This is a genomic window from Gemmatimonas sp. (genome assembly GCF_031426495.1).
Classification (GTDB): Bacteria; Gemmatimonadota; Gemmatimonadetes; order Gemmatimonadales; family Gemmatimonadaceae; genus Gemmatimonas.
In genome coordinates this window covers 35,352-59,794 of the sequence record NZ_JANPLK010000001.1, presented here as the reverse complement: position 1 = coordinate 59,794, position 24,443 = coordinate 35,352, and the positions used below count along the sequence as shown (strand labels likewise).

24 protein-coding genes are annotated in these 24,443 nt (G+C 65.6%); 10 read left to right on the top strand and 14 right to left on the bottom strand.

Annotated features, from left to right (window positions below; translation table 11 throughout):
* Positions 1–22 precede the first annotated feature (22 nt).
* From RMP10_RS00285 to RMP10_RS00250, 8 genes are read left to right on the top strand one after another with little or no spacing between them, the layout of a single operon-like run.
* Positions 23–1,231 (top strand): geranylgeranyl diphosphate reductase, encoded by a 1,209-nt coding sequence (locus tag RMP10_RS00285; protein ID WP_310568534.1) that lies wholly within the window; start codon positions 23–25, stop codon positions 1,229–1,231.
* Between the two features lie 25 nt (positions 1,232–1,256).
* Positions 1,257–2,645, top strand: coding sequence for a glutamyl-tRNA reductase (gene hemA, locus RMP10_RS00280; RefSeq protein ID WP_310568533.1), 1,389 nt, complete (start codon positions 1,257–1,259; stop codon positions 2,643–2,645).
* Complete coding sequence (gene hemE, locus RMP10_RS00275) at positions 2,642–3,769, top strand: uroporphyrinogen decarboxylase (RefSeq protein WP_310568532.1); 1,128 nt, start codon at positions 2,642–2,644, stop codon at positions 3,767–3,769. The genes hemA and hemE overlap by 4 nt, the downstream gene beginning before the upstream one ends.
* Positions 3,739–4,767 carry an oxygen-dependent coproporphyrinogen oxidase gene (gene hemF / locus RMP10_RS00270; protein WP_310568531.1) on the top strand — a complete coding sequence of 343 codons (1,029 nt, stop codon included), beginning with the start codon at positions 3,739–3,741 and terminating at the stop codon, positions 4,765–4,767. Before hemE ends, hemF begins: the two co-directional genes overlap by 31 nt.
* A gap of 3 nt (positions 4,768–4,770) precedes the next feature.
* Positions 4,771–6,255, top strand: coding sequence for a protoporphyrinogen oxidase (gene hemG, locus RMP10_RS00265; protein ID WP_310568530.1), 1,485 nt, complete (start codon positions 4,771–4,773; stop codon positions 6,253–6,255).
* A 50-nt stretch (positions 6,256–6,305) separates the two neighbouring features.
* Positions 6,306–7,028 carry a bacillithiol biosynthesis deacetylase BshB1 gene (gene bshB1 / locus RMP10_RS00260; RefSeq protein WP_310568529.1) on the top strand — a complete coding sequence of 241 codons (723 nt, stop codon included), beginning with the start codon at positions 6,306–6,308 and terminating at the stop codon, positions 7,026–7,028.
* Positions 7,029–7,057: 29 nt separating this feature from the next.
* Complete coding sequence (locus tag RMP10_RS00255; RefSeq protein WP_310568528.1) at positions 7,058–7,822, top strand: tryptophan 2,3-dioxygenase family protein; 765 nt, start codon at positions 7,058–7,060, stop codon at positions 7,820–7,822.
* A 31-nt stretch (positions 7,823–7,853) separates the two neighbouring features.
* Positions 7,854–8,495 carry a cyclase family protein gene (locus RMP10_RS00250; RefSeq protein ID WP_310568527.1) on the top strand — a complete coding sequence of 214 codons (642 nt, stop codon included), beginning with the start codon at positions 7,854–7,856 and terminating at the stop codon, positions 8,493–8,495.
* A 10-nt stretch (positions 8,496–8,505) separates the two neighbouring features.
* Here the strand turns inward: RMP10_RS00250 and RMP10_RS00245 are convergent, their stop codons facing one another.
* Entirely contained in the window at positions 8,506–9,573 is a 1,068-nt protein-coding gene (locus RMP10_RS00245) for a hypothetical protein (RefSeq protein WP_310568526.1), read from the bottom strand.
* Between the two features lie 14 nt (positions 9,574–9,587).
* Entirely contained in the window at positions 9,588–10,658 is a 1,071-nt protein-coding gene (locus tag RMP10_RS00240) for a hypothetical protein (RefSeq protein WP_310568525.1), read from the bottom strand.
* Positions 10,659–10,677: 19 nt separating this feature from the next.
* Here RMP10_RS00240 and RMP10_RS00235 point away from each other — a divergent pair, with 19 nt between their 5' ends.
* The gene (locus RMP10_RS00235) at positions 10,678–11,868 is read left to right on the top strand and encodes a cysteine desulfurase family protein (RefSeq protein WP_310568524.1); all 1,191 of its coding nucleotides are present in this window, start codon (positions 10,678–10,680) and stop codon (positions 11,866–11,868) included.
* Positions 11,869–11,876: 8 nt separating this feature from the next.
* On the top strand, positions 11,877–13,037 hold the full coding sequence (gene mnmA / locus RMP10_RS00230; protein ID WP_310568523.1) for a tRNA 2-thiouridine(34) synthase MnmA: 1,161 nt from the start codon (positions 11,877–11,879) through the stop codon (positions 13,035–13,037).
* A gap of 135 nt (positions 13,038–13,172) precedes the next feature.
* Here the strand turns inward: mnmA and RMP10_RS00225 are convergent, their stop codons facing one another.
* The 12 genes from RMP10_RS00225 to dnaX all read right to left on the bottom strand — a co-directional run bounded on the left by RMP10_RS00225 (position 13,173) and on the right by dnaX (position 24,390).
* Positions 13,173–14,480, bottom strand: a complete 1,308-nt coding sequence (locus RMP10_RS00225) for a dicarboxylate/amino acid:cation symporter (RefSeq protein WP_310568522.1) — start codon at positions 14,478–14,480, stop codon at positions 13,173–13,175.
* Positions 14,481–14,527: 47 nt separating this feature from the next.
* Positions 14,528–15,070, bottom strand: a complete 543-nt coding sequence (locus RMP10_RS00220; RefSeq protein WP_310568521.1) for a hypothetical protein — start codon at positions 15,068–15,070, stop codon at positions 14,528–14,530.
* Positions 15,070–16,212, bottom strand: coding sequence for a DnaJ C-terminal domain-containing protein (locus tag RMP10_RS00215; protein ID WP_310568613.1), 1,143 nt, complete (start codon positions 16,210–16,212; stop codon positions 15,070–15,072). The genes RMP10_RS00220 and RMP10_RS00215 overlap by 1 nt, the downstream gene beginning before the upstream one ends.
* A gap of 13 nt (positions 16,213–16,225) precedes the next feature.
* Complete coding sequence (locus tag RMP10_RS00210) at positions 16,226–16,780, bottom strand: nucleotide exchange factor GrpE (protein ID WP_310568520.1); 555 nt, start codon at positions 16,778–16,780, stop codon at positions 16,226–16,228.
* Between the two features lie 86 nt (positions 16,781–16,866).
* Positions 16,867–18,147: a competence/damage-inducible protein A gene (locus RMP10_RS00205; RefSeq protein WP_310568519.1), complete on the bottom strand. Its 1,281-nt coding sequence runs from the start codon at positions 18,145–18,147 to the stop codon at positions 16,867–16,869.
* Positions 18,148–18,234: 87 nt separating this feature from the next.
* Positions 18,235–19,041, bottom strand: coding sequence for a PEP-CTERM sorting domain-containing protein (locus RMP10_RS00200; protein ID WP_310568518.1), 807 nt, complete (start codon positions 19,039–19,041; stop codon positions 18,235–18,237).
* Positions 19,042–19,343: 302 nt separating this feature from the next.
* Entirely contained in the window at positions 19,344–20,018 is a 675-nt protein-coding gene (locus RMP10_RS00195) for a CDP-alcohol phosphatidyltransferase family protein (protein WP_310568517.1), read from the bottom strand.
* Positions 20,019–20,063: 45 nt separating this feature from the next.
* The gene (locus RMP10_RS00190) at positions 20,064–20,741 is read right to left on the bottom strand and encodes an ADP-ribosylation factor-like protein (RefSeq protein WP_309673357.1); all 678 of its coding nucleotides are present in this window, start codon (positions 20,739–20,741) and stop codon (positions 20,064–20,066) included.
* Positions 20,742–20,754: 13 nt separating this feature from the next.
* Positions 20,755–21,243 carry a roadblock/LC7 domain-containing protein gene (locus tag RMP10_RS00185; protein WP_171225074.1) on the bottom strand — a complete coding sequence of 163 codons (489 nt, stop codon included), beginning with the start codon at positions 21,241–21,243 and terminating at the stop codon, positions 20,755–20,757.
* A gap of 353 nt (positions 21,244–21,596) precedes the next feature.
* Entirely contained in the window at positions 21,597–22,187 is a 591-nt protein-coding gene (gene recR, locus RMP10_RS00180) for a recombination mediator RecR (protein ID WP_309673358.1), read from the bottom strand.
* Positions 22,188–22,197: 10 nt separating this feature from the next.
* Positions 22,198–22,512 (bottom strand): YbaB/EbfC family nucleoid-associated protein, encoded by a 315-nt coding sequence (locus tag RMP10_RS00175; RefSeq protein WP_309673359.1) that lies wholly within the window; start codon positions 22,510–22,512, stop codon positions 22,198–22,200.
* Positions 22,513–22,530: 18 nt separating this feature from the next.
* Positions 22,531–24,390, bottom strand: a complete 1,860-nt coding sequence (gene dnaX, locus RMP10_RS00170; RefSeq protein WP_310568516.1) for a DNA polymerase III subunit gamma/tau — start codon at positions 24,388–24,390, stop codon at positions 22,531–22,533.
* Positions 24,391–24,443: the final 53 nt, after the last annotated feature.

Here is a 24,443-nt window from a genome sequence, read left to right as displayed (position 1 = left end):
CTCTTCGCAGGAGAAATCTGATATGAACGATGTGCCACAGCTCGACGTGTATGACGTCCTTGTCGTCGGTGGCGGCCCCGCCGGCGCGACCGCGGCGCACGAGCTCGCGATGGCGGGCCGTTCGGTGATGCTCCTGGATCGAGCGGGACGTACGAAACCGTGTGGCGGGGCCGTTCCGCCGCAGCTGCTGCGTGACTTCAACGTGCCTGAATCCCTGATGGTCGCGCGGATCGATACGGCGCGCATCATTTCGCCGACCTGGCGCACGGTGGACATCCCCGTGGGTGACGGATACGTCGGCATGGTCGATCGCGACGTGTTCGATGAATGGCTTCGTACACGCGCCGCACAAGCGGGCGCCGAGCGACATGTCGGTACGTTCACGAACTTCGCGCGTGGTGCCGACGGCATCCCCGTGATCAGCTACACCGATGGCAAGTCACGCGGTGGCGAGGTGCGTCAGGTTCGCGCCCGGATGGTCATCGGGGCCGACGGTGCGCTCTCCCCGGTGGCACGCCAGTGCATCCCGAATTCGCACAAAGCCAAGCACGTGTTCGCCTATCACGAGATCGTGAAGTCGCCGGTGGCTGGCGGCGGGGAGAATTTCGGAGCGGCGCGGTGCGACGTGTATTACCAGGCACCGCTGTCGCCGGACTTCTACGCGTGGGTGTTCCCGCATGGCGCGACCACCAGCATCGGCACCGGCACGCTTCAGAAGGGCTTCGGCCTCAAGGATGCGGTGGCGAAGCTGCGTCAAGAGACGGGTCTCGATCAGGTGGAGACCCTCCGCAAGGAAGGCGCGCCGATCCCGATCAAGCCGCTGCCGCAGTGGGACAACGGCCGCGACGTGGTGTTGGCGGGCGATGCGGCTGGCGTGGTAGCGCCAGCCAGTGGCGAAGGGATATTCTACGCGATGACCGGCGGCCGGTTCGCGGCAGAGGCCGTGTTGGCGGCCTTGGCGACGGGCAATGCCAAGGCGTTGCGTGGGGCGCGTCGGCGCTTCATGCGCATGCATGGACCGGTGTTCGCCGTGCTCGACATCATGCAGACGTTCTGGTATCGCAACGACAACCGCCGCGAACGTTTTGTCGCGATCTGTCGCGATCGGGATGTGCAGCAGCTCACCTTCGACGGTTACATGAACAAGCAGTTGGTGAAGGCCAAGCCACTCGCTCACGTGAGAATCTTCTTCAAGAATCTCGCGCATCTCACCGGTCTCGCGACCGCGTGAGCTCCAGCCCCGAGTCCGCACTCCGATGCTGATATCGATCGCGATCGATTTCCGTCAGGCCGACGTCGCTACTCGTGAACGCTTCCATTTATCGGAAGATCGTCTCACGCAGTTGTACCGCACGGCCCGCAGCGAGATCGTCACTGAAGCCGCGCTGATTTCCACCTGCAACCGTACCGAGTTGTACGCGTGGGTGGACAGCGACGATCCGAAGGTGGTAGACCGTGCGGTCCAGACGCTGGCGCGCCGTTGGATGCGCACGCGCGGCGAAGGTACCGAGTTACTGCTGACGGCTACGCGAAGGCTGGGTGAAGACGCCGCCCGACACGTGGTGCGCATCGCGGCGGGGCTCGAATCGCAGGTGCTTGGTGACGGACAGATTCTCGGACAGCTGAAGGCGGCATACAAGCGTGCCTCGCGCGGCCATTCGGCCGGTCCGGTCCTCCATCGCCTGTTCGAGACGGCACTGCGCGCCGGGAAGCGCGTACAGACGGAAACATCGCTGACCGCGGGTCGCAATTCGGTCGGAGCCGAGGCGGCGATCACGGCGAATCAGCGTTTCGGGAATCTCGAGAATGCGCGTTGTCTGCTGGTCGGTGCCGGCAAGACTGGCGCGCGGGCGGCGAAGCAGCTGCACAAGCTGGGCGCGCGCGATCTGGTCATCGTGAACCGCACGTTCGAAACGGCCAAGGAGCTCGCAAAGTTTGTCGGTGGACGGGCGGCGCCGTTTGAAACGCGACACGTGGAAGCCGCGATGGCCGACGTGGTGATCGTGGCCACGGGCAGTGAAGTGCCGGTCATCACGGCAGGTGGGTTGAGCCAAGCGCGCGAGGCGTGTGCCGCATCGGGCTACGCGCTGCTACTCATGGATCTGAGTCTGCCGCGTAACATCGACCCACGCGTGACCGAACAGACGGGCATCACGCTGGTGGATCTCGACACGCTGCACCAGCCGATCTTGACCGCTGAGACGATGCGACGGGATGCGGTACCTATCGCGAATGGCATCTGCGAGGACGAGATCAATTCGTTCATGCAGTGGATCGCCAATATGCCGGCCCGCGACGCGATCAAGCCGCTGCGCGAAGCGCTCGAGGATGTGGCCCGTCGCGAAGTCGCGTTTGCCTCGAAGGACGCCGGTGTGGCCGAGCGTACGGCATCGCGCATCGTGGCCAAGCTACTGGCTGGCCCCATGGCTGCGCTGCGTCGCGCCGTTCAGCGTGGCGAGCCGCTCGATGCACAGGCGATGATGTTGCTCGAAATGTTCTCACCGGCTGCCGCTCCCGAGCCCCGCGCCGTGCGGGCGCCGCGCGCGGCCGCCCCCAAGCCCGTCGTGGAGCACGCGCCGGCGCCGCATGTCGCGCCCCGTGAGCGTCGTCCGTCGATGGTTCTTTCACCGGAGCAGTTCACGTGAGTTCTACGCCCGCCCCGTCGTCGCCTGCGAATGATCTGCTCCTGCGTGCGCTCCGGCGTGAAGCCGTCGAGCGCCCGCCGGTGTGGATGATGCGCCAGGCGGGACGGTATCTGCCGCAGTACCGTGCTGTGCGCGCGAAGTCAGACTTCCTGACGATGTGCCGCACGCCCGAGCTGGCCGTCGAAGTAACGCTGCAGCCGCTCGATCTGGTCGGGGTGGACGCCGCCATCATCTTCAGTGACATCCTGGTGATTCCGGAAGCGATGGGGATGCACCTCACGCTCGATGAAGGGATCGGCCCGCAGTTCCCCTCCCCGCTTCGCTCGCTGAAGGATCTCGACCAGCTGCACGCCGTCGATCCGCAGGAGCATCTCAAGTACGTGCTCGACGCGCTCACGCTGGCCCGCCGCGAAATCGATGGCAAAGTGCCGCTCATTGGATTCGCCGGCTCGCCGTGGACGCTCGCCGCCTACATGGTGGAAGGCAAAGGCACGAAGCAGTTTGCGGTCGCCAAGCGCATGCTGTACGAAAATCCCGAGATGGCCCATGCGTTGCTCGGCAAGATTGCCGACGCCGTGGGTGAGTATCTCGTGGCACAGGTCGGTGCCGGCGCGCAGGTGGTGCAGCTGTTCGAGTCGTGGGCCGGTGCCCTCGGGCCCGAAGAGTTCCGCACGTTCGCCCTGCCGTATCTCGCACGGTGTGCGCAGAAAGCCCGTGAAGCCGGCGTGCCGGTGATCGTGTTCGCGCCGGGGGCCGGCTGGGCCCTCGCGGAAATCGCGGCGGCGACCAATGCCGATGCGATCGGTGTCGACTGGCACACATCGCCGCACGATGCGCGTCGTCAGCTCGATCCGTTCCGCGTGGCGATGCAAGGCAACCTCGATCCCTGCGCGCTGTATGGCCCACCCGCCGACATTCGTCGCCGCACGCATGCCATGATCCGGGCGTTCGGTCCGATCGGCCATATCGCGAATCTCGGACATGGGATTCTGCCGGATGTCTCCCCGGATCACGCGCGCGCCTTCATCGAAGCCGTGAAGGAGTGGAAATGGACGGAGGAAGAGATCGCCGCGGCGCAGCATCAGACGGCAGCATGGACGAGCGAGCTGGCGGGGGCGCGGTGAGCGCCGCCGTGTTCCCGACGGAGGCGCCGAGCCCGGCCCCGTCGGTGGCCACGCGCCGTGCGGAAGCCACTCGCTGGATCGCCGGCCTGCATGATGAACTGACGTCGTTCTTCGGCCGTCTCGATCGCGGTGGCACGTTCGCCGAAGACCGCTGGGAACGTCCGGGCGGTGGCGGTGGTGTGGCGCGCGTGATGACCGATGGCGTGACCTTCGAGAAGGCAGGCATCAATCGCTCGGCCGTGATGGGCGAATTGCCGGAACTCGCCGCCCGGCGGCTGGGTGGCAACGGTGCGGCAGCCGGTGCGACGCACTTCTTTGCGACGGGCGTCAGCCTGGTGGTGCACCCGCGCAGCCCGAAGGTGCCGACGGTGCATCTCAACGTGCGCTATTTCGAGCTCACCGACGAGCACGGCCATCTCACCGACAGCTGGTTCGGCGGCGGCACCGATCTGACACCGTTCTACCCGCATTACGATGACGGCGTGACGTTCCACCGCGCCCTGCGCGATATGGCCGAGCGGCATCACGCGCGGTTCTATCCGGACTACAAGCAGTGGTGCGACGAGTACTTCGTGAACGTGCATCGCGAAAACGAGGCACGCGGCATCGGCGGCATCTTCTTCGACCATCTGCGCCCCGACGACCTCGCGCACGGTCTCGCTCACGAGCACGTGCAGGCGTTCGTGAGCGACGTGGCCCGCGTGTTGCGACATGCGTATGAGCCGATCGTCGAACGTCGACGGGATGAAGCGTTCAACGAGGCGGAGCGGGAGTTCCAGCTCGTGCGTCGTGGTCGGTATGTGGAGTTCAATCTCGTGCATGACCGCGGGACGATCTTCGGCCTGCAGACCAACGCGCGGGTCGAGAGCGTTCTCATGAGCTTACCGCCACTGGCGATGTGGCAGTACGCCCCGCGTTACACCCCTGATTCCTTCGAGGCTCGACTGGTGCGTATGCTCGAGCCCCGCGACTGGGTAACGGACGCGACAGGAGAATGACCGATGCGTGCCCTCGCTGACCATCGCGACATCGTGCCACCTTCCGAACACGACGCTGGCGAACACCGTTCGGTCGCGGTCGTCGGCGCCGGCATTACGGGACTCGTCGCCGCGTATGAATTACGCCGGCGCGGGGTCAACGTCACGTTGTACGAAGCGAGCGGGCATGCAGGCGGCGCCATTCGCACGTCGCACACGGACGGCTTTCTCGCCGAGCACGGCCCCAATTCGTTCGTGACGTCGGCGCCGGTCGAAGCCCTGATCGCGCAGCTCGACCTCGCCGACGATGTGGTGGAAGCGAACCCCAAAGCCAACCGTCGCTATATCGTGCGGAACGGAACGCTGCAGTCGTTTCCGATGAACCCGCCGGCCATGCTGGCCACGCGCCTCTTCTCCCTCAAGGCGAAGTTGCGCGTGCTGCTGGAGCCGCTGGTGCGCACGCGCGCCACCGATGCGGACGAATCCGTGGCGTCGTTCGTGCGCCGTCGGCTCGGTCCCGAAGTACTCGACTACGCCGTGGACCCGTTCATCTCCGGCATCTTCGCCGGCGATACCGAAACGCTGAGCATGATGCACGCCTTCCCGCGTGTGTTCGACCTCGAGCGGAGGTATGGATCGCTGTCGGCCGGTCTCATGGCCACGCGTGGGAAAATGCCGCCCGCACCAGCCGACGCGTCGGACGGCGCCGATGTCGACGTGGAGCGTGCCCTGGCTGGTCCGCCCACGCGCGCCAGACTGATTTCGTTCGTGGACGGCATGCAGACCCTTACCGACGCGTTGGAAGCGTCGCTGGTGGGTACGCTTCGCTTGGGATGCCCTGTGCGCCTGCTGCATCGGAATGAAGGCCGCTGGGTGGTTGATGCAGGGCAAGACGGCGCCTCGCGCGCGCGCACGGTCGACGCGGTGGTCATGGCCACACCGGCGCACGTGTTGGCCGCGATGGAGTTGCCGGCTGCGCTGCGCAAGCATGCCGCGTTGGTGGAGCGCGTAGAGTATCCGCCGATGAGCACGCTCACGCTCGGCTTCGAGCGGGCCGATGTCGCGCACGCGCTCGACGGATTCGGCATGCTGATTCCGTCGAAGGAAAAGCGCAGCATTCTCGGTGCCCTCTTTAGTTCGTCGCTCTTCCCCGACCGCGCACCGGACGGTCACGTGGCGATCACCTGCTTCGTGGGCGGTGCCCGTATGCCGGAGCGCGCGCGCGAAGACACGGACCTGCTGGTTGAACGCGTGCTGATCGACCTGCGTCAGCTGCTGGGTGTGCGCGGTGAGCCGATTTTCGCCAAGCACGTGTATTGGCCGCGCGCGATTCCGCAGTACACAGTGGGCTATCAAGCCGTGAAGGACGCCGCCGACGAAACCGAGCTGGCCAACCCGGGGCTCTACCTCGCGGGCAACTACCGCAACGGCGTATCCGTGGGCGACTGCGTGGCGAGTGGGCAGCAGATCGCGCAACGCGTGGCCACCTACCTCACCCGCGCCGGCTGAGGGCACGCGGCACGGTTGCCGACCGCTCGGCGAGTGCGTAGCGTCCCTGCATGACCGCACTCGATCTTCTCTGCATTGCGCCCCATCGCGACGACGCTGAACTCACCTGTGGCGGCACGCTCATCAAGGCGGTCGATACCGGACATCGCGTGGGCGTGCTCGACCTGACCCAAGGCGAGATGGGCACCAAGGGCTCAGCGGAGCTGCGTGCCGCCGAGGCCGCCGCCGGAGCCCGTGTGTTGGGGTTGCACGCGCGGGAGAATCTCGGGCTCCCTGACGCCGGGATCAGTAATACCGACGAGACGCGCGGCCACCTCGTGCAGGTGCTACGACGACTGCGGCCCCGGGTCGTGATTATTCCGGCGCCGCGCGGCCGCCATCCCGATCATCGCCGCACCACCGAACTCGCGCGCGACGCCTGCTTTCTGAGCGGCCTCGCGAAGTACCAGCCCGGCGATCATCCGGCCTTTCGCCCATTCAAGCTGCTGCATGTGGTGACGTACCGTGAAGACGCCGTGAAGCCGTCATTCGTGGTGGACATCAGCGCGCAGTTTGCGCGCAAGCTCGAGGCGATCAAGTGTTACGGCTCCCAGTTCGACGGGACGACGCAGGCGGGAGAAGTGTATCCGAATGGCGAGCCGCTCTACGACATTGTCACGCATCATGCGGCACATTATGGCTCGCTCATTCGCGTGCAATACGGCGAGCCCTTCTACACCGACGAAACGCTGCAGATCGACGACGTCACCACCCTGGGCGTCTCCACGTTCTGAGCGTACTCCCCTTTTCGCAGACCATTTCCATGAGTGAAACCGCGCACGGACACACGTCGAGCATCGACTACGGCAGCTACCTGCGCCTGCCGGAGCTGCTGGAGCTCCAGACGCTACAGTCCTCGCCCGAGCATCCCGACGAATTGCTGTTCATCGTGGTCCATCAGGCCAGTGAACTGTGGTTCAAGGTGCTGCGGCACGAAATGGACACGATGATCACGGCGCTCGAATCATTCGATACCATGCGGGCGCTGCTGGCCGTCCAGCGCGTGAACGTACTCACGGAGATCATCGCCCAGCAGCTCACGGCGCTCGACACTTTGCCGCCGCAGCGTTTCGCGCAGTTCCGCGGCTATCTGGGGTCGAGCAGCGGTTCACAGAGCGCGCAGTTCCGCGCGATCGAAGCGACCGCTGGTTTGCGAGACCCGCATTTCCTGGCGGCGATCACCGAGCATGGCGAGCCGCCCGCGGTGGTCAAGGATGCACTGGCCCGTCCGGTGCTGCAGTCGCTGGTGTTGGCGCTGATCGAGCACGAGCAGATGGATCTGGCCGAGCTGTATATGGGCCCGGGACCGACGCCGCTGTTCCTGCTGGTCGAAGGGTTGCTGGAGTTCGAGCAGCGGTTCGCGCGCTGGCGCTTCCTGCATGTGCAGCTGGTGGAGCGCATCATCGGCCCGGGCACGTTCGGCACTGGCGGCACACTTGGGGCCAAGTATTTATCGCGCACGGTAAGTCACCGGTTCTTTCCCGAGCTGTGGGCGGTGCGGTCGAAGTTCTATGGAACGGCGAAGTAAGGGGTAGGGAGTACGGGGTAAGGAGACTTTCGTGTTCTTTGATATCAGTGTGCCGTTTGCTGCTGCTACGCCGCCTTGGCCGGACGACGTGGGGTTTTCTTGTGGGTGGACGTGCCGACGCGAGGACGGTAGCAGCGTGAATTTGGGTGTGTTGCATTCGAGTGCGCATGTGGGCACGCATGCGGACGCGCCGTTGCACGTGCAGTCGTCGTGGCCGGCGTCGGAGTCGTTACCGGCGTCGGTGTTCGTGGGCGAGGTGCAGCTCATCGCGCTGCCGGCCGATCACGATGCGGCGGGCGACATCACGATTCCGGTACTGCAGCGGTTATTGGGCGCGCATGTGCCCACGCGCGTGATCGTGCGCACGGGGTGCTCGGTGGCGTCCGGCGTGTTTCCCGCGAACTGGCCGGCGCTGAGCGAAGATGCGGCGAAGTGGCTGGTGCAGCATGGGCTCACCTTGTGGGGTGTGGATAGCCCCAGTGTGGACCGCCGCACGAGCACGGAGCTGCCGGTGCACAACGCGATTTTCGGCGGCGGCGCGTTCGTACTGGAGAATCTCGCGCTCGACGTAGTGCCGGTGGGACGCTATGAGTTGCTGGCGCAGCCGCTGGCGGTACACGGTGCCGACGCGGCGCCGGTACGGGCGCTGTTGCGCGCGATACGCGAGCAGTAACGCGCGCGGCCTACGGTTGTTTAAGCCGATCGAGCTGCGCGGTGATCGTATCGGGTACCAGCAACGCATCGGCGATGACCGCGATGCCCTCGGCTTCGGCCCACGCGCGTTCCAGTGACGCCAGTTCACCTGCGAGCGCCTGACGTTCGGCATCTTCGTTGATGGCCATTTCAAAGGCGAGGCGGGCCGCAGCCGGAATGGCGGAGAGATCACCGGTGTCGCCGAAGGTGCTCTTGGCGGCCCACTCGCGGCGCATGCCGACGGCCCATTGGCCGAAGCGTTCAGGGCCGCCGGCCTGCGCGATAAGCGAGACGCCGTCGTTGATCACGGTGCGTCGCGCCCCTCCACGATTGATCAGCGGCATGAGACGACGCAACAACGGCACGGCGTCGGCGCCATGCAATTGCACACGACCGAGCTCGTTCTTGCCTTCCTGGTTGCGCGCCATCGACCAATAGCCACCATTGCGCACCGTGGGATCAGGGCCGTGATAGTGCGCGGCGTAGCCGATATCGATGGCCCATCCGGCAGCGCGATCGCTCGGGATGATGCGGGGGTTGCCGATCGGCATGAAGCGGCCCCCGTCGGGATGATCGATGGGCTTCTGCGCCATCCCCACGGCGGAGACGAAACCAACGACGTTCAGCATGTGGAGGAACGGCGTGAGCGCAACGAGCCCGACCCCGCTGGCGACGGCACCACTCACGATCAACCCCGCGGCCGCGGTGATACCGACGCCCGTGGCAATCGCCTTGACGCGTCTTCGTCCGAATTGATCGCCGTAGCGCCACGCCGCGAACTCCGGGCGCTGCGGCGCGCCGATGCAGACGAGCTCTGTGCCATCAGCGAGCCGGGCGAGTCCGATGTTCTCCGTGCTGACGCGCACCCGCGTATCGCGAAACGCCCGCTCGCTCTGCTCGATCGCTTCCCATCGTTCGTCGAACGGCGTGAGATTCCATCGTTCACAGCTGCGACAGACCACCCAGAGTCGACCTTGACGGGCATCGAAGGCAATGCGCCGGCCGATGGGAAGCGCTTCGATGGCCTCGTTGGCGCCGAGCGACTTCCGACAGTGCATGCACGTGGAGTACATCAGCGATCGCGGAGTTTGTCGAGCTGCTCGTCCATCGACGCCGGCAGGAACATGTCGTCGGCGATCTTGGCGATCTGCTCGGCTTCGGCCCACGCGAGTTCGAGGGCGGCCAGTTCGCCGTCCATCGCGCGCCGCTCGCTTTCCTCGTGGAGTGCCATCTCGAGCGCAAGGCGATCGCGCGGCGCGAGCGTGTGCAGCGTGCCGGGAAGCTTCTTCACGACGTTGCGCTTGTGGCTGCCGATCCAATCCTTCGCGCCGACACCCCAGCGCGCGTCCATATTCGTGGCGCCCACGCGTTGCTGCACACTCGCGAGCACGCGCAATGGATCGCCCGCCTCCTCGAGCAACGCGACCGCGTCTTGCACCTGCACGCGTGATCCGCCGAAACGATTCACCGCTGGCAGCAGTCGAGCCGCGGCTTTCATGGCGTCATCGCCAACTAGCACGTGCGTGCCGATGACGGACTCCAACCGCAACCGCAGCGGCCCCTCGTCCGTGCCGCGCTCGAGTGCACTCATGCGCGCGTGCTTGCGTTGCACATCGACCACGCGACCATCGGGAAGCGCGATCTTGCCGATCGACACGCTCTGCCGCCCATTGATCAAGGCGTCCCAGATGCCCCCGTTCGCGTAGACACCGGCAAAACTGACCACGCTGGCGCCGACGGCGATCATTCCGCCTACGACGGCCACGGCGCTTCCCACGATCGTACCGGTGATCAGCATCTGCCGCTTCCGACGCCGGCCGAACTGGTCGCCGTAGCGCCAGGCGGCCATCTCGGGACGCTGCGGCACACCAATGCGAATCAGATCGACGCCTTCCTTCAGCCGCGCCAAGCCCACGTTGTCGGTGCTCACGCGCAGGCGGCTGTCGCGAAAGCGGCGCTCCATGGCCTCGATGGCCTCCCAGCGCTCCTCGAGGGGGGAGAGGTTCCATCGGTCACAGGCCCGGCACACCACCCACAGGCGTCCCTTGGCGGCGTCGAAGGCCAGCCGGGAGCCTACGGGAAAGACCTCAAAGGCCTCGTTCCGGCCCAAATCGGCCGTACAGTGGATACAGGTGGCGAACATTTTCCTGTAATTTATAGTGATGACTCAGCCCGTGTACCTGGATCACGCCGCCACCACCCCGGTGCGCGACGAGGTCATGGCCGCCATGGCGCCCTACTTCGGCGCGCGCTTCGGAAATCCCTCCAGCGTCCATCGCTGGGGCCGCGAAGCGCGGGTCGCTCTCGACGAGGCACGCGAGCGACTGGCCGCCACGCTTGGCGCGCACCCCGACGAAGTGTGCTTCACCTCGGGCGGCACGGAGGGCGACAACTTCGCGATCCTCGGTGCGTTCCGCACGCTTCGCGCCCAGGGGCGTGACGCGGCGCTCACGACGCCGATCGAGCACAAGGCCGTGCTCGCCGCGGTGCATCAAGTGGCGCATGAGGGGGGCGAAGAGCGCCTTGTTCGCGTCTCGCCTGACGGCCTCGTGGAGATGGCGCATTTCGCCGAGCTGCTCGACGAGCGGGTGGCCGTGGCCAGTGTCATGTGGGTGAACAACGAAGTCGGCGTAATGCAGGACGTACCCGCCTTGGCGGCGAACGCCAAAGCTGCCGGCGCGATGTTTCACACCGATGCGGTGCAAGCGTTCGGCAAGGTGCCGATCGACGCGAAACAGACGCCGTTTGATTTGCTCACGATTTCGGGGCACAAGATCGGGGCCCCGAAGGGCATCGGTGCCCTGTTCATTCGCCGCGACACGCCGCTCGAGCCGATGTTTCATGGCGGCTCGCAGGATCGCGGCCGCCGTCCCGGCACGGAGAACGTCGCCTTCGCCGTGGGCCTCGCCACAGCAGCCGAGCTGCTCGTGGCCGAGCACGACGACGAGCATGCCCGCATGCAGAAGCTGCAGGCGATGTTCGAGCGCGGACTGCGCGAGCGCATTCCCGACGTGATCATTCACGCCGCGAATGCACCGCGTGCGCCGCACATCACCAACATGTCGATCCCCGGCACCAGCAGCGAGTCGATGCTGATGGCGCTCGACCTCCGTGGCATCGCCTGCAGTGCGGGCTCGGCGTGTCAGAGCGGGAGCGTCTCGGCGTCGCACGTGTTGAGCGCGATGGGCGTGGCGCCTGACGTGGCGAACGCCGCGTTGCGTCTCTCGTTCGGCTGCCTGAGTACCGAGGCGTGCGTGCAGCGCACGGTCGACGTGCTCGCCAGGCTCGCCGAGAAGTCGCGTATCGGTAAGGCCTCGAGCGCGGCGTGCGCGTTCGAGCCCGTCGAGTTTTAGGGCGAATAATGTCGAACGCATCGGTGCACGGCCTGTTGCCGCTGAAGGGCGAGCGCGTGCTCGTGGCCATGAGCGGCGGCGTGGATTCGTCGGTGGCGGCGGCGGTGCTGGTGGAAGCAGGCTGCGACGTCGTCGGCGTGACCATGAAGCTGCACGAAGACGGCAAGGACATCCCCGACCGGCCCTGCTGCTCGCTCGACAGCACCAGTGATGCGCGACGCGTGTGCGAGAAGCTCGGCATTCCGCACTACGTGACCAACCTGGTAGATCGCTTCGGACACGATGTGCTCGACGACTTCGTGCACGAGTACGCGCGTGGGCGCACACCGATTCCGTGCGTACGCTGCAACACGTTCACGAAGTTCCGCGACCTGCTGCACAAAGCCGATGACATCGACGCCCCATGGCTCGCGACCGGTCACTACGCGCGCATGGGTGCGTTGTCCGGCAGCGACAGCTCACGCGTGATGATGCGCGGACTCGATCCGGCCAAGGATCAGAGCTACTTCCTGTGGGGCATCGAGCGCCCGGTGCTGTCGCGCCTCGTGCTGCCAGTGGGCAATCAAACCAAAGCGGAAACGCGTGAGATTGCGCGACGCTTTGGATTGCGCACGGCGGAAAAGCCGGAGAGTCAGGATATCTGCTTTGTGCCCGACGGCAATCACGTGCGCGTGCTCGAGGAACAGCTTGGCGCCGACGCCCCTGCCCTCTCGGCCGGCCCGTTGCGTTTGGTGAGCGGCGAAGTGATCGGCGAGCATCAGGGGTTTGCGCGCTACACCATTGGCCAGCGAAAGGGGCTGCCGGGTGGATTCGCGGAACCGATGTTCGTGGTGGAGATCGTACCCGGTGAACGTGCGGTGGTGATCGGTCCACGCGACGCATTGCTCGGACGCGGCCTCGAAGCGCGTGAGCTCAACTGGTTGGTAGAGCCGCCGGTGGTTGGCGCGCAGGTGCAGGTGCAGGTGCGTAACCGCGCGGCTGCGGCGCCGGCTACGATCGTGCGGTTGTCCGGCGAGGCGATTGAGCTCGCGCTCGAAGAACCGGTGCACGCGATATCACCAGGCCAGTCTCTCGTGATTTACGACGGCGACATCGTGCTGGGCGGTGGCGTGATCGAGCGCAGCATGCGCACGGCACCGAGTCGACGACTGCCGATTCTCGCGGCGTAGCGTCGGTGGCTCGTGCTTCGGCTAGATCGTTGAACTGATCACACAGAGACAAGGAGAAAAGGAGACAAAGAGGCCCGTTGCCTCAAGCTCGCTTTTCTCTTTTTCTCTTTTGCCCTTTTGCTCTGTGTGATCAGTTCACAAACTCACGAGCGACTCCGCCCTCGCCGAAAGCTCCCCCGCCGGCACCGTCATCACGGCCACGAGCATATCAGCGGTCACGTTCAGCAGGGTCTTGAACATGTCGGGCAGCGTGTCGAGCGCAATCAGGATGCCGATGCCTTCGACCGGCAGGCCGATGCTGGTGTAGAGCGGTACCTGCAATAGCATGCCACCGCTGGGGATGCCGGGCGTACTGAAGTTCAACACGACACTACTCGCGGCCACCAGCGCGATGCTCGAGAAGGGCAGGTCGATGCCATACAGCTTGGCCACGAACAAGGCGCCAACCACCCAGTAGATCGCACTGGTGAGTTTGAACACCGACGCACACAACGGCAGCACGAAGCCGGTGGCGGTGGCCGGTAGGTGCAGCACGTCAGTGGCGCCTTTCACCATTGCCGGCAACGACGCCAGTGAACTGCGCGTGCCCATGCCGACCACCTGCGACGGAATCAGCGCACGCACGAAATCGCGCAGGGGCACGCGGCGACTCACGCCCATCACCCCGTACAATGCGGCCGTCGCGATAAGGTGCAGGACAATCACCACCATGAAGTAGAAGCCGATGGCGCCGAGTACCGACGTGCCGAGCTTCTGACCCAACACCGTCGCCAACGCCAGAATGCCGATCGGTGCGATCGCCAGCATCCAGCGCACGACCACGAGCATGGTGTCGGCCATACCACGAAAGAATGCCAGCTGCGCCGCTCGCGGTCCGTCGCTCACTTTGCCAAGTGCAAACGCGTACAACAGCGTGAACAACACGACGGGTAGCAGCGTGCCGTCGGCAGCGGCCTTGATCGGATTGAGCGGAATCAATCCAAGGATCCACGTGCGCAGCGAGAGCGCATCGACGGGCGGAATATCGATCGACGCCGTCGCGCGCAGGCGCGCGGTGGCCTCGGAGTCGAGCGACAGCGTACTGAACCACGGGGGCGCCACGACGACCGTGAAAATCGCGCAAGCAATCGCGAGTCCCAGCATCCAGCCGAAGGCCTTGGCCCCGACGCGGCCCGTCATGCTCGTATCGCCGCCACCCGCCACGCCCACAATCAGCAGCGGCACCACCAGCGGAATGACCGTCATGCGAACGGCGTTGATCCAGGCGGTGCCGACGACGTCCAGCACACCGATCACGCCGCGGGTGAACGCGGACGGTGACGCTTCGTGAGACAGCCACATGCCGAACGCGAGGCCTAGCAGGAGGCCAAGCGTGACCTGAACGGCTTGCGATCTCAGGGGATTGCGGCGGGAAGTGCTAGCGGGGGCTGGAGCAGCAGACATGCGCGCGAACCTACTTCAGCGCGCACGACTCCGCGAGCAGCACGGGGCTAGAAGCCGAAGCCTGCCGACCAGGTGATCACTTTCTTGCCGTGCGAAGACGCACCGGCCTCGTCACCAAGACGTACGTAGTAGCCGATTTCGCCGCCAAGGGCGAGCAGTGGCCAGAAATGGACAGCCCCTCCCACATAGGTCCGACGCGCCGTTGCATTGAGCGGATCGCCAAAGGTGCGAATGATGCCGCCGGTGATGGCGCTGCCGGTGCCCATCGATCCATACGATTTCGCCAGCCCGATCGAGGCGCCTGCTCCGCCGAGTCCAACCTTGGCCACGGCGAGCGCGCACAAATCAATGCGGTCCCCTTCGTACACCATGCCGCCGCCGTACGAGAGCGCCCACTTGAACGGGGCCCCGTAGGTCACACCACCCATGCACTGATCGAAGCGCCAGCGCATCTCCGGTGTGCTCGGCGTGGCCGGTGCCGTCGCGCCGGCCGGAGTGGGCGTTACCTGCGCCTGCGCCACCGAGGCACTCGCAGACGTGCACGCAGACGCGAAGGCCATTGCCGTGGCGACCCGACGCGACGTGCGCATCAGAACTTCATCCCACCAGCTTCCGCGAACTCGCGCATCGCCTTCTCCTGTGCTTCGGTCAAGGTCTCGGGGACGGTGATGGTGACTTCGACCAGCAGGTCACCCTTCTTGCCGTCCTTCTCGATGCCTTGTCCGGTGATCTTGAAGCGCTTGCCGGCCGAGGTGCCGGCCGGAATGCGAATGGCGACCTTCTTGTCGTCGAGCGTCTTCACGCTGATGCGCGAACCGAGTGTGGCCTGCGCGATGTTGATCGGCACGGTCGCGATGAGATCGAGCCCATCGCGTTTGTAGAAGCGATCGGGCGTCACGGTAAAGGTGATCACGAGATCGCCCGCCTGACCGCCAGCGGCGCCTTTTCCACCCTGCCCGCGCAGCCGGACCTTGGCGCCTGTTTCTGCACCAGATGGCACGGCGATGAGCACTTTGCGTGATACCCGTGTGTCTCCGGTACCACGACAGGTGGGACAACGTTCCGTCGGCACACTGCCACGACCGGAGCACACCGGGCACGGGCGATTCACCGCGAAGCTGCCCTGTCCGAATGAGATCACCCCTCGGCCGCTGCACTCGCCGCACGGACGCACCTGTGCGCCGGGCGCCGCCCCGTTGCCGTGGCAGGTGGCGCACTCCTCGTTCACCTCGATGTCGACGGGCACTTTGCCGCCGACCGCCGCCACCCGGAACGGCACTTCCACCGTCTGCTCGATCGACTGCCCGCGCTCAGGACCCTTGGCCCGCGGACGCCCAGCGCCGGCGGCGCCGCCGAACATCGACGAGAACAGGTCGCCGAGTCCACCGATGCCACCGACATCAAAGTCGTTGAAGGTGCCCGCACCAGGCTGCCCCGGACGTGCGGTGCCCGACGAACCTGGGCGCGATGACGGACGCGCGCCGCCGAAGCCGCTCATTCCGCCAAAGGCCCCCATGCGCCGCATGTCGTCGTATTCCTTCCGCTTGTCGGCATCGCCGAGCACGTTGTGCGCCTCGGAGATTTCCTTGAAGCGTTCAGCGGCCTTGGGGTCGTTCTGATTTGCGTCGGGATGATGCTGCTTCGCCAATCGGCGGTACTGCTTCTTGATCTCGTCGGCGGTGGCCGTCGACGAGACCCCAAGCACTTGATAGAAGTCCTTCGCGTTGGCCATGCTCACGGCGCCCTCAGGCGCCGGTCCACTGCTTCACCACCACGCGCGCCGGACGGAGCACGTGGCCATTGATGACGTAGCCGACCTGAAAACAGACGGCGACCATGCCGTCTTCTTCGGGTTGCGCGGCCGGGGCGGTGCTGACCGCTTCATGCTTTGCCGGATCGAACGGATGGCCGGTGGGGTCGATGACTTCGAAGCCGTGCCCGGAAAGGGACTTGAACAGCTTCTTCTCGACCAGCTGCATGCCGTCGATCACCGACTTCGCATCGACCGTGGCCGGATCGACGGCGGCGAAGCGCGTGATATCATCGAGGCCGTCGAGCAGGCCGCGCACCAGTTCCCCCTGGGCGCGCCAGCCCGCTTCCTGCCGTTCCTTTACGGCACGACGACGGAAGTTGTCGTACTCGGCGGCGAGACGCAGATACTTGTCCTTCTGCGAGTCGAGTTCGCGCTGCGCCTGCTGCAGGTCGTCACCGTCTTCGATCGGTGGCTGCACGGTAGCGGTTTCCTGCGTTTCCATCGGATCCATGTTGTCCACCGGAGCGTCAGACATCGGGTCGGTCATGATGTGCGTACGGGAATCGTCAACGTAAAGTTTGCATGGCGTCGCGTGGCGCCATGCTGAAAGAAAAGGACGGAAGGGTACGAGCGTCAGCCCCGGGCCGTCCATGCGACGGGATCCGGGTCGCGTTCGAACGCGCGACGCAAGCGATCGAGCGCCAACTGGGCTGCCCGATACCGGATTTCCGAACGGTCCCCGGGCAGGATGGCCCGTACTGCACGGACCTCGCCATCGAGGTCGATCGCCACCCAGACGGTACCCACCGGCTTCTCGGGAGTGCCGCCGTCGGGGCCGGCAATGCCGGTGATGCCAATGCCGATGTTGGTACCGAAGCGGAGACGCGCCCCGGTGGCCATCGCGCGCGCCACCGGTTCACTGACGGCGCCGTGTTCGTCCAGATCGCCCTGTGCGACCCCGAGCTCGCGGACCTTGACCGCATTCGCATACGCGATCGTTCCGCCTTGCACGACCCTGCTGGAGCCCGGGACGGCGGTCAACCGCATCCCCAGCATTCCGCCGGTGCAGCTTTCCGCCACCGCGAGCGTGGCGCCGCGTGTCGCGCACTCGGTGAGCATGAGCATGGCCAGATCATCATCGCCTTCGCCGTAGATGAAGCGACCCACCCTCTCGCGCACGAGCAGCGCGGCCGCGGTGAGCGCCGCTTCGGTTTCGCGGGCCGGCAGCGTATACGACGTGAGGCGTAGGTCGACCCCGTCGTTGCCGGGGAGGTAGGCCAGCGAGAGCCCGTTCACGCCGCGGGCCAAGTCACCGAGCTTATCGGCCAGCGCCGACTCGGCGATGTTCGCGGTGCGGAGCGTGCGCGCACGGATCACCGGGCCACCAGTGGGCAGCCGGTCGCGCAGATGGGGGATGACCGTGTCGGCCAGCATCCCGCGCATTTCGCGGGGCACGCCCGGGAGCATGGCGACCCATTGCTGCTGCGCGTCTTCCAGCCAGATGCCGGGGGCGGAGCCATGACGATTGGGGAGAATCGTGCAGGCTTCCGGTACCATGGCCTGCTGGCGGTTGCTGGCGGGCAGCTCGTGGCCGAAGCGCTTGAGCCACCGTTCTTCGAGGCTGGAGAGAATCGCGGCGTCCATGACCATGCCGCGCCCGAAGATCGAGGCGATGGCCGGCTTCGTCATGTCGTCGGCGGTGGGGCCGAGCCCGCCGGTGGTGATCACCGCGCCGGTGCGCTCGAGCGCTTCGCGCACGGCGGTGGCGATGGAATCGGCATCATCGCCGCACGTGGCGCGGCGCACGATCCGCACCCCCAGGGCCGCCAATTCTCGCGCGAGATGCGCGGCGTTCGTGTCGATCGTGAAGCCGAGCAGGAGCTCGTCGCCGATCGTGACGATTTCGATGTTCATGGAGGAACAATACCACTAATGACAACGGCGCCGGTGAGCTGAGCTCGACCGGCGCCGCGGGACTGCTCTACGACCGCGTGGTGCGGGTCAGACCGACTGGCGCCGACGACGCTGGACGGCGAAGAGGCCGGCGAGGCCGGCGGCCATGAGGGCGTAGGTGGACGGCTCGGGGACAACGGTGGAGGAAGTTCCGAAGTCCCATGATGTCGCGCTCTGCTGCGCGAACTTGAGCGTTGGAAGATCGACCGCACCGTCGAAGCTACCCGCATCCGGAAGCGATCCAAGCCCCACACTGATGCCGTACACAACAGCCCCTGCGCCGAGACAGTTGCTCCAGTTTCCGAGCGCGGTATAGAGCTGCTGGTCATTGTTCACAGAACAGGATTGCTGCCCGCCCGAAAACCGCCACCAGGTGCCTGTCGCGAGCGAATTCGACACGGTCTGCCAAGCGCCTGTCGGGGCATCCCCGGTTCCGTTATACGCCCACTCCCAAATCAGTTCGCTGAGCGTCGCGTTACGCTCTCCGGACGACACGAAAAGCCGGAGTGCGGGGGATTGGATTGCGCCAGTTGTAGAAGCGGCACTTCGATACCAATCAAAACCAACTGACTCCAGATTGGCCAACAACCCAAAGCCCGTGGGATTCAGGAGCGCAACGCGATTGCGAAGGCCGCCGGAAACATCGGCCGCCCCCGAAAAGTGGAGCGATCCAGGATTGGTTCCGCGATTATACGCCCCGTCGATCGTTTGCGAGCCTCGCACTGCTTCAGCGCTGCCGAATCGGTTGACCGGCGCCCAACCCTGAGAGCCATCAATGGCGGTGACAGGCGTTTGCGCGCCGACATTCGACGCGGCGACCGCGATCATCGCGGCGGTGAACAACACTTTCTTCATTCGGTTTTCCGTGGAGGGGTCAGGACCAATTGACACGGACGACTGTCGGCGTGTCGTACGCGACCAATACGGGTCGCCACATAGGCCAGGTGAAGCATTCTTCAGCAATTGAAATACCATATCTGTGATGGAATACGCCTTGTCCCCCGCCCTCCTACCAGCGGAGCGGCTCAATTGCCGAGAGCAACTTTGTGTGGTTCCCGAGTCACACCTTGTGTGGCGCTGTCACCTCGGATGTACGGCTCAGGTCGCCGTGCCCCAGCGCGCCGTTACACGAACGGCACCCATGAGCCTGGCTGCCCTCAGGCCAGCCGCGCGACCTGCTTGCCGTAGCGGCGCAGGTACAGCCACAGGCTCCACAGCGTCAGCACCACCGCGCCGATCATGCTGGTGACGCCGACGAACCCATTGAAGTACGCGAACGCCTGCCACGCGCCGTCCCCTTCCCAGCCCCGCCGCGTCGCCAACGTGGCCGCGAAAAACCAGAAGTACGCGGCGCCCAGCCAAATACTCTGAAACGTCGTTTTCCATTTGGCGGGGCCAATCGCGGCAATGACCAGACCCCGATGCGCGGCGACCTGCCGGAACACGGTCATGAAGGCTTCGCGCCCGAGCACGACGATCACGATCCACAGCGGCAGGGAGACGGCGCCGAACGGCGTTTGAAACAGCAGCGGCGTGGGTTGCGGCATCGTGCCGTCGGGCACCAGCAGCGTGTAGTGCTTCTGCAGCCAATACATCGGAATCAGCGTGGCCACGAGGAGCAGCTTATCGGCCAGCGGATCGAGCAGACGTCCGAGGTCGGTGACGAGATTGCGCGACCGGGCGAGATGGCCGTCCCAGTAGTCGGTGACGGCGGCAATCGTGAACAGCAGGAACGCGATGAGGCGAGCGGTCCACGACGTGGTGAACGGCAACCACGCAATCAGCGGCGTCAGGGCGATGCGGCCCAGCGTGATTGCGTTCGGAAGGTTCACAGGAGTATCGAGAGGCGGGAGGACCGGTGCCCGCCGCGCCCGCGGTTATGCGAGCGTTTTGAGCACCAGCTTGGAAACGGCTTTCAGGGTGTCGAACACGCCGTCGCCCGTGACGGCGACGGCTTCGAAGGTCGGAACGCGCTCCACCCACTCACCGGTCGGCAACTGGCTAACCAGAAGCTCGCCCGGCTTGAAGGGATCCGCCACTGCGCGCATGCGCGTCGGGTCGGTCACTTCCCAGCCTGGATTGAGCATGGCCTGCAGCTCCGCGAGCGGCGCCGCATTCGGCAGATCACGCTTGTTGTACTGAATCACGAACGGCATGCGCGTAAGATCGTAGCCATACGCCGCCATGTTGTCATACAGGTTCTGCATGGACTCGAGGTTGGCCTCGGCGCGCTCCACCTGTGAGTCGGCCACGAACACCACACCATCCACGCCCTTCAAGATGAGCTTGCGGCTGGCATTGTAATAGACCTGACCGGGCACGGTGTACAAATGAAATCGCGTCCGGAAGCCGCGAATCGTGCCCAGATCGACCGGCAGGAAATCAAAAAACAGGGTGCGTTCGGTTTCCGTGGCCAGCGAGATCAGCTTGCCGCGGGTATTCGGCGACACCTTGCCATAGACATACTCGAGATTGGTCGTCTTCCCACCGAGCCCCGGACCGTAAAACACGATCTTGCAGTTGATCTCTCGGGACGCATAGTTGATCATCGACATCGATTACGGCCCCTTACTGAAAAAGCCGATCGATCTCATCCTCGGCGCCGGCCAGGAATCCCGGCGGCGGCGTGGATGCGGACCCGCCGCGGGAGAAGACGCCTTCGAACGTCTTCGTGAGCTCGTCGACGGCCGACTTCATACGCAGCCGGACGAGACCGAGCGTGGTGCGATTGTCGAAGAGCACGACGAGGATGACGCGTCGTGCGATATCGGCGAGATACATCGACTCCTTCTCGCCCTGATGGAACAGGACGTTGAAGTCGCTTTCGCCGATCAGCCGCGCCAACTGGTCGTTGGCACTGAAATCGGCCGCCGTAAGCGTCGCGAAGGCGGTCGCGTCGAAGTTTGGCGGCTCGCCGACCGTGGCGACCAGCTGTCCGCTCCGGTCCACGAGGAGGGCGCAACGCGCCTTTGCGTCGTAGAGGAACCGCTGCAGCGTAATGGTGATGGCCCCGAAGTCGTCCTCGGTGAACGACCAGGTGGCGGCGCCGACAGACATGAACGGTGGGTCGAAGGGATCAGGTTCCGCAGGCCAGCGTCACGTGGCCGGCATGCGGGTCCATTACGAACGTAATAGCCGTTCCGTGCGCCGCAGAACCCCTCGGGCCTTGCGACGCAGCAACGGAAGCGGTTCCCACTGCAGATAGTCACGAAGGAGCCGCGCACTATCAACGCTTGGATGCGCCCGAAGGTAACCGAGCGCCGCCAGACGGCTCGTGGCGTCTGGGTGAAAGAGGGACCGACGGTGCCGATGCTGGTGCGCGCTCCAGCCCATGAGGCCAACGGCAAGTCCGGTCACGAGCCCGGTGGCGAGCATGCCGACCAGGCTCCACCTCGCGTCCTGGCGCCGCATCAGAGCATCTCCCGACGGGCGGACAGGGCCTGAGCGATCGTCACGCCATCGGCATATTCGAGATCGCCGCCGACGGGCAGACCGCGGGCGATACGGGTAATACGCACACCTCGTGGCAGCAGCTGCCGTTGGACGTACAATGCGGTCGCTTCGCCTTCGAGCGATGGATTCGTAGCCAGAATGACCTCCTTGACCCCTTCGGGTTCGATCCGGGCGAGGAGGTCGCCGATGGCCAGATCGTCAGGCCCGACGCCATCCAGGGGCGACAGGCGCCCACCCAGCACGTGATAGAGTCCGCGAAACTCGCCCGCCCGCTCGATCGAGGCGATGTCGGACGCTTCCTCGACCACGCAGACGATGGCCGGGTCGCGCCGCGGATCGGCACAGAGTGCGCACAGCGGCGACTCGGTGAGGTTGTGGCACCGGTCGCAGGCCCGCACCCGCTCGGTGAGCTGCACGAGCGCCTCGGCGAGCCGACGACTCTGCGAGTGTGGCTGCCGCAGCAGGTGATAGGTGAGACGGAGCGCGGTCTTCCGGCCGATACCGGGGAGCCGCGCCAGCTCACTCGTGAGATCGTCGATGACGCTCAACGGGGGGCGATCAAAACGGCAGCTTGAACGGCAGATCGATGCCGCCGGTGACTTTACTGAGCTCCATCTGCATGGCTTCGGCCGCCTTCTTCTGCGCCTCCGCGACGGCGACGACAATGAGATCTTCGAGCATCTCGATGTCATGGCCGTTCACGACCGTCGGATCGAGCTTGATGCGCTTGAGCTGCATCTTGCCGTCCACATCGGCCGCCACCATGCCGCCGCCGGCCAGGGCCGAGAAGGTGCGCTGCGACATCTCGTCCTGCATGGTCTGCATGCGCGACTGCATGTCCTTGAACTGGCCCATCATCTTGAACAAATCCATGACTGTTCCTTAAAAGCGTTAGTCGAGTAATTCGAGGTCGAGGGCGCGCACGGCGGCTTCGAGCAGCGGGTCTTTCGACGAGAGCTGCTCGGTGCGTTGCTGCTGCACGTCGTGGGCGGTCAATCGTATCGTCGTATCGCGAGGTGCGCGGGACTGGGCCTGCGCCTGGGCGCCGGCATGCACGGAGGACACCACTGTTACCCCGGTGACACCGTCAAAGCACGCTTGGAGCGCGGCGAGAATATCCGGGCGGGCGCCGTCGGCGGCGCGGGCGAAGGTATCGTCGGCCGGATCGTAGGTGAGCGCTACGCTGCCGTGAGCCGAGACGGAGGCGGGGACCAACCGCGCGACGGCTTGTGCCAGCATGCCGCGTCCCGCCGTTTTGATGGCGTCACTCACACTCTGCCAGCGCGCCTTGAGCTGCTCAACCGAGGGCGGCGGGCCGACCCGTGGTACCGAGGCGGCGGCCTTCGGCGTTGGGCGCTGCTCGGCCATTTGCACCGCGGCGGCGGCTTCCGCCACCTGCTGCGTGGCCGAGCGCGGCGGCGCCACCAAGGGCGATGCCACAAACGCCGGCGGCGCCTGTGGGATCGCGGGCGCAACGGCCGGCGGCGGCGTGGGCGGGATCGCATGCGCCGAGGCGACGCGCGGCTCATGCGCGACACGACGCGGCGGTGGATCGTCGTGACCACCGGCGCCGAAGCCCTTGATCACCTCTTCGAGTTCCACCGTGCGATCGAGCAAGGCGAAGCGGACGAGCAACGTTTCGAGCAACAGCTGCGGCTGGCCACTGCGCCGATACATCGGCTCGATCTCGAGCAGGGCGTGCAGCATGCGCAACAGGTCGCCGGCGGAGACTTGTCCCTTTCGCTCGTTGAGCGCCACGCGCATGCGCTCCGAAAGCTCGGGCGGCACGCCCCCGAGCGCGATCGTGAGTTGCGCCCGCAACATGCGGCCGATGCCGGCCAGCAACAGCATGAGATCAACCCCGCCGTCCGCCTGTCGCTGCACCGCGCCGAACACATCAACGGCCCGACGCTGGGCAATGATGTCGAGCAGCAACAGGTACTCCTCTTCGGGCACGAGCCCCAACGCCGTGCGCACGCGCTCCGCCGTGACCTCGGCCGTCTCTCCGAGCGACAGCACCTGATCGGTGAGCGACAACGCATCGCGCAGGCCACCATCTGCCGCGCCGGCGATCATGCCCAAGGCATCGGGCTCGAAACGCACCCCCTCTTCGGTGAGCACCGCGGCCAGCCGTTCACGGATCTCGGCCGGGCCGATGCGCTTCAGATCGAAACGCTGCAGTCGCGAGATCACCGTCGGAAGCACCTTCTGCGCTTCGGTCGTGGCGAACACAAACACCACGCGCGGGGGCGGTTCCTCGAGCACCTTGAGCAGCGCGTTCCACGCATCGCGGGACAGCATGTGCGCTTCGTCGATGATGTAGACCTTGTAGCGGTCATCACCGGATGGCGCATACATGGCACGTTCGCGCAGTTCGCGGGCATCGGCCACACCACCATTCGACGCGGCGTCGATTTCCACGACGTCGAGCGACGCGCTGCCACTCCAGATACGCTGACAGCTGGTGCAGCGGCCGCACGGTTCACCGGCGGCGGCCATCGCTTCGCTGAACTCAGTGGCGGCGGCCGTCCCGCTCATCCGTCGGGCATCGGCGAGCTCCTCACAGTTGAGCGCCATGGCCAGCACCCGGGCCAGCGTGGTCTTGCCGGTCCCCCGGGGACCGCACAGCAAATAGCCGTGCGCGACTCGCCCACTGGCGATGGCACCCTTCAGCGTGTTGGCGACATGTGACTGTACCGCCACGGTCGCGAAGTTCCGGGGGCGGTATTTGCGGGCGAGAGCGAGCGACATGCGTCCAATCTACACGGCGGAGGAGCGGGTACCACTTCACCCCGCGGCTGGTT

Excerpts from the sequence above, each read along its gene's own strand:
- dnaX (WP_310568516.1), bottom strand. The coding sequence starts at position 24,390 with ATGTCGCTCGCTCTCGCCCGCAAATACCGCCCCCGGAACTTCGCGACC.
- RMP10_RS00255 (WP_310568528.1), top strand. The coding sequence starts at position 7,058 with ATGAGTGAAACCGCGCACGGACACACGTCGAGCATCGACTACGGCAGC.
- RMP10_RS00205 (WP_310568519.1), bottom strand. The coding sequence starts at position 18,147 with ATGAACATCGAAATCGTCACGATCGGCGACGAGCTCCTGCTCGGCTTC.
- mnmA (WP_310568523.1), top strand. The coding sequence starts at position 11,877 with ATGTCGAACGCATCGGTGCACGGCCTGTTGCCGCTGAAGGGCGAGCGC.
- RMP10_RS00175 (WP_309673359.1), bottom strand. The coding sequence starts at position 22,512 with ATGGATTTGTTCAAGATGATGGGCCAGTTCAAGGACATGCAGTCGCGC.
- RMP10_RS00210 (WP_310568520.1), bottom strand. The coding sequence starts at position 16,780 with ATGACCGACCCGATGTCTGACGCTCCGGTGGACAACATGGATCCGATG.
- hemA (WP_310568533.1), top strand. The coding sequence starts at position 1,257 with ATGCTGATATCGATCGCGATCGATTTCCGTCAGGCCGACGTCGCTACT.
- bshB1 (WP_310568529.1), top strand. The coding sequence starts at position 6,306 with ATGACCGCACTCGATCTTCTCTGCATTGCGCCCCATCGCGACGACGCT.
- RMP10_RS00200 (WP_310568518.1), bottom strand. The coding sequence starts at position 19,041 with ATGAAGAAAGTGTTGTTCACCGCCGCGATGATCGCGGTCGCCGCGTCG.
- RMP10_RS00225 (WP_310568522.1), bottom strand. The coding sequence starts at position 14,480 with ATGTCTGCTGCTCCAGCCCCCGCTAGCACTTCCCGCCGCAATCCCCTG.
- RMP10_RS00185 (WP_171225074.1), bottom strand. The coding sequence starts at position 21,243 with ATGTCTGTCGGCGCCGCCACCTGGTCGTTCACCGAGGACGACTTCGGG.
- hemG (WP_310568530.1), top strand. The coding sequence starts at position 4,771 with ATGCGTGCCCTCGCTGACCATCGCGACATCGTGCCACCTTCCGAACAC.
- RMP10_RS00190 (WP_309673357.1), bottom strand. The coding sequence starts at position 20,741 with ATGTCGATGATCAACTATGCGTCCCGAGAGATCAACTGCAAGATCGTG.
- RMP10_RS00215 (WP_310568613.1), bottom strand. The coding sequence starts at position 16,212 with ATGGCCAACGCGAAGGACTTCTATCAAGTGCTTGGGGTCTCGTCGACG.
- RMP10_RS00245 (WP_310568526.1), bottom strand. The coding sequence starts at position 9,573 with ATGCACTGTCGGAAGTCGCTCGGCGCCAACGAGGCCATCGAAGCGCTT.
- RMP10_RS00285 (WP_310568534.1), top strand. The coding sequence starts at position 23 with ATGAACGATGTGCCACAGCTCGACGTGTATGACGTCCTTGTCGTCGGT.
- RMP10_RS00240 (WP_310568525.1), bottom strand. The coding sequence starts at position 10,658 with ATGTTCGCCACCTGTATCCACTGTACGGCCGATTTGGGCCGGAACGAG.
- hemF (WP_310568531.1), top strand. The coding sequence starts at position 3,739 with ATGGACGAGCGAGCTGGCGGGGGCGCGGTGAGCGCCGCCGTGTTCCCG.
- RMP10_RS00220 (WP_310568521.1), bottom strand. The coding sequence starts at position 15,070 with ATGCGCACGTCGCGTCGGGTCGCCACGGCAATGGCCTTCGCGTCTGCG.
- RMP10_RS00235 (WP_310568524.1), top strand. The coding sequence starts at position 10,678 with ATGACTCAGCCCGTGTACCTGGATCACGCCGCCACCACCCCGGTGCGC.